The sequence below is a fragment of the Microcystis sp. M53598_WE2 genome, from assembly GCF_030067735.1.
Lineage (GTDB): Bacteria > Cyanobacteriota > Cyanobacteriia > Cyanobacteriales > Microcystaceae > Microcystis > Microcystis aeruginosa.
In genome coordinates, this window is sequence record NZ_JASJFE010000089.1 from 1 (window position 1) to 6,951 (window position 6,951).

Annotated in this window: 8 protein-coding genes and 1 pseudogene; 5 read left to right on the forward strand and 4 right to left on the reverse strand. The window is 44.2% G+C overall.

What is annotated here, in order from left to right; genetic code table 11:
• Both PX636_RS02065 and PX636_RS02070 read left to right on the forward strand, forming a co-directional pair.
• The coding region (locus PX636_RS02065; RefSeq protein WP_288116076.1) for an SDR family oxidoreductase at positions 1–822 on the forward strand (822 nt) is incomplete at its 5' end.
• Positions 809–961, forward strand: coding sequence for a hypothetical protein (locus tag PX636_RS02070; protein ID WP_002759543.1), 153 nt, complete (start codon positions 809–811; stop codon positions 959–961). The genes PX636_RS02065 and PX636_RS02070, both read left to right, overlap by 14 nt.
• Positions 962–974: 13 nt before the next feature.
• On the opposite strand, the gene PX636_RS02075 is transcribed toward PX636_RS02070, so the two are convergent.
• From PX636_RS02075 to PX636_RS02085, 3 genes are all read right to left on the reverse strand, one after another.
• Complete coding sequence (locus PX636_RS02075; RefSeq protein WP_288116077.1) at positions 975–1,469, reverse strand: ureidoglycolate lyase; 495 nt, start codon at positions 1,467–1,469, stop codon at positions 975–977.
• Between the two features lie 5 nt (positions 1,470–1,474).
• Positions 1,475–2,932 carry an efflux RND transporter periplasmic adaptor subunit gene (locus PX636_RS02080; protein ID WP_288116078.1) on the reverse strand — a complete coding sequence of 486 codons (1,458 nt, stop codon included), beginning with the start codon at positions 2,930–2,932 and terminating at the stop codon, positions 1,475–1,477.
• A gap of 280 nt (positions 2,933–3,212) precedes the next feature.
• Entirely contained in the window at positions 3,213–3,956 is a 744-nt protein-coding gene (locus PX636_RS02085) for an energy-coupling factor ABC transporter permease (protein ID WP_002796647.1), read from the reverse strand.
• Positions 3,957–4,494: 538 nt separating this feature from the next.
• On the opposite strand from PX636_RS02085, the gene PX636_RS02090 reads away from it, so the two are divergent.
• Entirely contained in the window at positions 4,495–5,346 is an 852-nt protein-coding gene (locus PX636_RS02090) for a zinc metalloprotease HtpX (RefSeq protein ID WP_288116079.1), read from the forward strand.
• 88 nt (positions 5,347–5,434) lie between these two features.
• The gene (locus tag PX636_RS02095) at positions 5,435–5,971 is read left to right on the forward strand and encodes a deoxycytidylate deaminase (RefSeq protein ID WP_012268223.1); all 537 of its coding nucleotides are present in this window, start codon (positions 5,435–5,437) and stop codon (positions 5,969–5,971) included.
• Between the two features lie 89 nt (positions 5,972–6,060).
• Here PX636_RS02095 and PX636_RS02100 read toward each other — a convergent pair whose 3' ends face one another.
• On the reverse strand, positions 6,061–6,531 hold the full coding sequence (locus tag PX636_RS02100) for a DUF29 domain-containing protein (protein ID WP_002796644.1): 471 nt from the start codon (positions 6,529–6,531) through the stop codon (positions 6,061–6,063).
• Between the two features lie 279 nt (positions 6,532–6,810).
• Here PX636_RS02100 and PX636_RS02105 point away from each other — a divergent pair.
• Positions 6,811–6,951: pseudogene (locus PX636_RS02105) on the forward strand (Uma2 family endonuclease); the annotation flags it as partial.

Genomic DNA, 6,951 nt, shown 5'->3' on the forward strand with positions numbered 1-6,951 from the left:
AAAACTCGCTCATCTTGGGCAAGTTTCGGTACATACCTTAATCACAATGTCAATAGTAATGACCCAAATTTAATTAAAATTAATTTAACAGACTTAGCCGCAGTTAAAGAACTTTTTCAACAGATTAAACCCGACGCGGTAATTCATGGGGCTGCCCAATCAAAACCGAATCTCTGTCAAGAATTTCCCCAAGCATCCGAGGCAATTAATCTGACAGCTTCTCTAGAAATTGCCCGTTTATGTAGTCAATATCAAATACCGCTAGTTTTTACCTCTACCGATTTAGTTTTTGATGGTAAAAATGCCCCCTATTCCGAACATGATCCCGTTTCTCCCGTCAGTGTCTATGGTGAGCAAAAAGTAGCGGCGGAAAAGGGTATTTTAGCAATATATCCTCGGGCAGCTATTTGTCGAATGCCTTTGATGTTTGGTTCCCCTTCTCCCACCGCTAATAGTTTTCTGCAACCCTTTTTAAAAACCCTCCAAGAGGGAAAAGAATTATCTCTATTTACCGATGAATATCGTACGGCTGTTGGGGTTAATAGTGCGGTGAATGGTTTACTTTTGGCATTAGAAAAAGTGCAAGGGATTATTCATCTGGGGGGTAAAGAAAGAGTTTCTCGTTATCAATTTGGTTTACTAATGGCGGCAGTTTTTAACATTCCTGGAGAACAAATAAAACCCTGTTTACAGTGCGATGTTCCCATGAGTGCGCCGCGTCCGCAGGATGTTTCTCTTGATAGTTCTCTTGCTTTTTCTTTAGGGTATCAACCATTAAGTATTAAAACCGAATTAGAGGCAATTAGAGATGAAATTATCTGAACAAAAGCGGACTATATTAATTATCTTGCTCCTTTTTTTTACCGCTATTCTCATGGCCAATTATTTTGAGGTAGGGATGACGGGAGTGTTGGCTTTTTTCGTTGCCTATCTTTCTAAAGGATTGCGAAAAGTTAAGTAAAAAATTAATTGTTTCAATCAACAATCTCGAATTCTATTGACTGCTCTTGGGCAAAATTATAGGTAAAATGATCGACAATATTAGTATCGCTCAATTCGAGATTATAAAAATTGATCACTGGTTGATCAAAAAGTGGGCCAGCGTGCCAAGTTCCCACCTCTAATTTAATAAAACAGTCCCCGGGGATGCGAAAAACCTTTAATTTTTCTAAATCCGGTTGAGGATGAGGACTAGGGGGGGCCACTCCTAAAAACCACTCTTGTCCCCCCAAAGAACCAAGACATTGGGTACATTGACTATGACGAGTAATTCGCTTAAATTTACGTCCGCGAGTCTGTAAACGCATAATATAAAAGCGTGGCACACCGTTTTTTAAATGCAGTTGTGCATCGCTTTCATCAAACGGTTTTCCATCATGACTAGGGATTATTAATTGACCGTAGGGACGGAAACTCTCGGCGGTAATTAGTTGCGCTGACAGGGGACGAACGGTAATCGAGTTACTCATAAAAATTACTGCTGACTAACAGTTATAGCTGTACCATCTCGGAGAGAAAGAATATTATTAATAGCAATTCTTTCCCCGGCATTTACTCCAGAAATAACCTGATAAGCTTGCCCTTGAATTGTGCCGACTTGAATTGGTTTTTGTCTGACCACTAAACGCTCCTTGGCATTTTCTTGACCTTCTTTAGCCTTTTCTTTTTCGGCCACAAAAACAAAATTTTGCGCTCCGATGCTAGTCACTGCCGTGGTGGGAACTAATACCCCCGGTTTTTGATCCCAAATTAACCGCGTCCGCACATATTGGTTATTGCGAAGACTGCCATCATTAGTAAAGGCAAATTTCACTAAAACCGATTGGGTAGCTTGGGAAACGGTGGGGGAAATAAAAGTTACTTGACCGCGAACGCCCGGGCTGCCATCGGGATTAATAATTTCCACGGGCAAACCGACGCGCAGACGCGGTTGTAATTCCACGGGAATCTGCACATTTAGTTCCAAAGTTTTATTATTAGTCAACGAGGTTAATTCTTCACCCAGGGAGATAATATCGCCGACTTTTCTTTGATTAAAATCGCCGACAAAACCATCAATCGGGGCGGTAATGGTGTTAAAAACTAAATTCTGGCGCGTCGCCCCTAATTGCCCCTCGGCACTGGCTACCGCCGCTTGACGACTGTTCACTGTTGCCGCTGCCGCCGCCACCTGTTGCCGTGAGGCTAATTCGTTTTGAATGGCGATATTTAATGCTTCTTGGTTTGCCTGTAGGGTAGCTCTAGCCGCCGTCACCTGTTGACGGGCCGCATCACGATTTTGAGACCGGGCTTCTACTTCTGCCTTGGCGGCCTGAATGTCGCGGCGGCGATCATCTAAGTCCTGTTGGGGCTGTGCGCCTTGTTTGACCAGAAATTCGGCTCTTTTTAGGTTTTTTTCCGCTAAATCTAAATTAGCTCTCGCTCTCTGTAAATCAGCTTCGGCGGCGCTCAAGGTGGCGATCTGACTTTTAACATTAGCTTCCGCATTGGCCACATTTGCCCGATTCTGGGCAATTTGGGCTTTATTTGCCCTCGCTTGCGCTTGTCTTTGCCTTAAATCCGCCTCAGACCCATTGAGGTTCGCTTTGGCCGAATTTACCTGGCCGATGCCGGCGTTTACCTGTTGCTGTTGTTGTTCGGGATCCAATTCGGCGATTTTTTGTCCCTGAGTTACCTGATCGCCAGATTTAACGAAAATAGTCCGAATCCGACCGGTAATCTGAGGGGAGACGCTAACACGCTCTTGGGCGATCAAAGTACCCACAAATTCGCTACTTTGCACTAATTTGTCGGTGCCGAGGGTTTGCAGTTTGACGGGAACAGCCGCCGGTCCAGTGGCTTGGGGGGTTTGGGGGGCGCAACCGGTGATAATTAGGGAAACGGCGATCGACGAACCGATCGCTCTCGATACGTTAACGGATCGTTTAATCATTGTTAAATTTAGGGAGTTTTGGCAGAAAAAGTGCTAGTAAATCGGAAAAAAAGGGAAGATGAGGAGAGAAGCTTTTCCTTAAATTTTACTCTACAGAATTGATCAGCGTGATTATTAAACCTCTGGCATAATTAATTTTTGAGGGTTCAAAAACGGCAAAAATAAGGATTAAATTGCCTAAAATCCGTAAATAGACTATTTAATTGATTATTGTTCATTCTTAATTCTCCTGACGACCGACTCCTGACCCTAACAACAATTTTTGATTTTTACAAGAGGTCTATTGACGAGAAGCGTAGGAAGGGGGAACAGAGGTATTAACGGAATGGGGCGGATCGTAGAGAAGATCGGGACGGGTTCGCCAGATATAACCGACAGCGAAAACGGTAATCACCGCTTCCCCGATGCCGATGAGGATATGCCAAGATAACATGGCAAAAAGGGCGACTAAAGGCGGTACAGTCCCCGATAAAGCCAATTGCAGCGCGCAAACCAACGCTGCCACCACCACACTTGTCCAAGCGGCCAGGGCAACAGCGATCGCCATACCGCGCCAACTGGAAAAACCGAGGGCTTTCCTAATCCCTAGATAGAGATAATAACCGCCAAACGTCCCGATCAAACCCATATTGACGATATTCGCCCCTAAAACCGTTAAACCGCCATCTTGAAAAAATAAAGCTTGAACGATAAAAACCACCGCCATCACCAAAGAACCCGCCCAGGGACCGAGTAAAACCCCCGCAAGAGTCCCCCCTAATAAATGTCCGGAGGTTCCCCCCGGAATGGGAAAATTAATCATCTGGGCGGCAAAAATAAAGGCGGCACAAACTCCCATCAAAGGTACAGCCCGTTCAGCGTAGTGACCGCGCACTTTTTTGAGAGAAAAGCCAATCAGGACGACGGCAATTATCCAAGTAAATAGACTCACCGGTGGACTCAAAAAGCCGTCAGGAATATGGAGGGCGAGATAAGGGGTAAGGAGAGGGTGAAACAAACCAACTCCCAGAAAATTAACAGACATTAAAACTCAGTCTCCTTGGCAATTTGGGTTAAAGATTTGAATAGAATTGTTTCGCTGGGACGGAAAAGTCCTATCTTCTAGTAGATAACTAACCGCTTCATTCTACAATGCTCTCTCTGGGGATTTAAACCCTTTAGCTTCTTAAGAATTTCTGTTATTTTGCCAGCCGTCAGGGTTTAGCTATCAGCCAAAATCTGATTATTCTCCGGCGTCAAATTCTTTAAATTATTATTAACTTTCGAGTTTTTTTCAGTTTTTATGCTAGGCCTTAACCAGTTATCAGTTATCAGTTATCGGTTAGAAGGGGCTAGTGACCACTAACCACTGAGTTTTGAGTAATATTATCGACAAAATCAGGTCTAAAACCTCGCCTTAAGGCGAAAAGTTTTTGGAGCGGGGCATAAATCCCCGTTACAAAAACGGACTCCTGCCCCCTGCCCCCTGCCTCCGTTAATCACCGATCACTGATTACTGTTCACTGATAACTGAAAGGTCTCCCCACATCTTTTATACCTCTCACTTCCTAAGATAAATAAAGATGAATCAGCTTAAAACTGTTGCTTTATTGGGTTTACTAGCCGGGTTACTTGTCGCTATTGGCTACGCGATCGGTGGTCAGGGTGGTGCTTTAATTGGTTTAGTAATCGCCGCCATTACTAATATCGGTTCTTGGTACTTCTCCGATCGCATTGCTCTGGCCGCTTACCAAGCCCAACCAGTCAGCCGCCAACAAGCCCCCGAACTCTACCAAATGGTAGAAAACCTCTCTCGTCAAGCCAATATTCCCACGCCGCAACTCTATATCGTCCCTACCCCCGCCGCTAATGCTTTCGCCACTGGCAGAGATCCCGAACACGCCGCCGTCGCCGTTACCGAGGGGATTTTAAATCTGCTGCCCGCCGACGAATTAGAAGCAGTTATCGCCCACGAATTAACTCATGTCCGTAACCGGGATACCTTAACCCAAGCTGTTGCGGCTACCGTTGCCGGGGCGATTTCCTACCTGGCCAGAATGCTGAGTTATGGTTTCCTGTTTACTGGCAATTCTCGCCATCGTCAAGGGGGCAATCTCATCGGTTTACTACTTACCATCTTTCTCGCCCCCCTTGCCGCCACTGTGATTCAGATGGCTATCTCTCGTACCAGAGAATTTGAGGCCGATGCTGGTTCCGCCCGCTTGACCGAGAATCCCGAAGCTTTAGCCCGGGCTTTAACCCGTTTAGAATTGATCGGTCGTCAAATGCCCTTAAATGCTAATCCTGCCTTTGAACCGCTGTTAATTAGCAGTCCTTTTTCGGGGCAGTTTCTGGCTAATTTATTCGCTACTCACCCATCCACCGAGGCAAGAATCGAAAATCTCCGTCGCATTCAACAGGAATTATTAACCTGATCCCGTTCTTAATTTTTAGAGGTTATCTAGTGGTAAGCTATCAGAGATAACCCCCTCTTTTTCGCTTTTTCTAGCTTGGTATGAAACCGTGATCAACTCTGAAGAAAAAAGACCGACTTGGGACGAATATTTTTTAATGATCGCTAAATTAGCCGCCACCAGATCCACCTGTTTAGCTTTTCCCGTCGGTGCGGTAATTGTCAAAGATCGGCAGGTTTTAGCCACGGGGTACAATGGTTCCCCATCAGGAACGGTTCATTGTACTGCCCAGGGTTTTTGTTATCCCGGTTTGGGAACCTGTCGAGAATCCGGAGAAATTCCCTCTCGGGCAATTCATGCCGAAGCTAATGCGATCGCTCAAGCGGCCAAACACGGTATTTCTACCCAAGGGGCTAGTATTTACGTTACTTTAGAACCCTGTATTTCCTGCTTAAAACTAATTATTTCTTCGGGAATTAAAGAAGTTTTTTACGAAGCGGATTTTAATAGTGGGACAAAAGCAATGTTAAGGGATTCTTTTCTGGAAACGGGGATTATTAAATATAAAAAGATTTATTTATCAGAAGAAATGGCTAGTCATGCGGCCTTATTTTTATTAAATCCCATTTTGATCGATCTCAGGTAGTTATCCTCAGGAGGCTAATTACTAGGAAAACTCTCTATTTCTATGGTAAATAAAGTTAGTTTACTTGGGATAAAATAGCGAAAAATTTTTTATGGGCGGGTTTCCAGAAAAGGTTCGATATCGATGGGGAACCAATCCCCGTCTAATACCTGTTCAAGAGTGAATATAGACTCTAGGGGAATCGCATTTTTATCGACTATACGCGCATTAATCAGGGATTTTCTGGCGGTTACATAGGCTTTGTCCCAAGAATCGCGGGCATGGTTGACGAGGGTGGCACTATCTATTTTTTGTTCTAATTGCGCTCGGAAAGCCGCGATCTCCACTATCCAGTGACGGGCATTCCGTTCTTTTTCCGATTCCCAATAGGATAGTTTGAGTAAGTGTTCGATTAAAACGGTTAATAAACTCGTTATTGCCTGTCTCTCGCTTTTTCCCATGCACTCCACTTCCTCGATCAGGTTTTCCCAGTCCACCCGGTCAAACTCTTTTCGCTTTAACAGTTCGGCGGTTTTTTCCGTCCAGAGAACAAAATCTTCCTCGTAGAGAGCGGTCATCATAGATTTATCTTCCCGACTGGGAGCGCGGGGTAATGGCTCGATTATAACCCTCGATCGCTATCGTTCGATCGGCTTCTAGTCTGGGTAATTTTTGCCAAGTTAGAGAATTCTACCATAGCACAAGTTGTTCTTTTTGTCAAAAAAAACTTTTACTTTTTAACAAAAGTACACAAACCTTTTGATCAACGTTATTGGCGATGTTATTTTGGGACTACAGGGGAAAGTTAACCTCACTGCTAGAATTATAATTTTCAGACAAATAACCTCAGAGTATAAATTATGACCTTTACACCAGCTATTGATCCGGATATTGAATACCCCGATAGTGACGGTAAACCCATGGCCGATAATACCGAACAATACGAATGGATCGTGAAAATTAAAGAAAATCTTGAGATTCTCTTTGCTAATTCTCCTAAC

Bases quoted from the DNA above. Each gene is read 5' to 3' on its own strand.
- PX636_RS02070 (WP_002759543.1), top strand. From the start codon at position 809: ATGAAATTATCTGAACAAAAGCGGACTATATTAATTATCTTGCTCCTT.
- PX636_RS02075 (WP_288116077.1), bottom strand. From the start codon at position 1,469: ATGAGTAACTCGATTACCGTTCGTCCCCTGTCAGCGCAACTAATTACC.
- PX636_RS02080 (WP_288116078.1), bottom strand. From the start codon at position 2,932: ATGATTAAACGATCCGTTAACGTATCGAGAGCGATCGGTTCGTCGATC.
- PX636_RS02085 (WP_002796647.1), bottom strand. From the start codon at position 3,956: ATGTCTGTTAATTTTCTGGGAGTTGGTTTGTTTCACCCTCTCCTTACC.
- PX636_RS02090 (WP_288116079.1), top strand. From the start codon at position 4,495: ATGAATCAGCTTAAAACTGTTGCTTTATTGGGTTTACTAGCCGGGTTA.
- PX636_RS02100 (WP_002796644.1), bottom strand. From the start codon at position 6,531: ATGATGACCGCTCTCTACGAGGAAGATTTTGTTCTCTGGACGGAAAAA.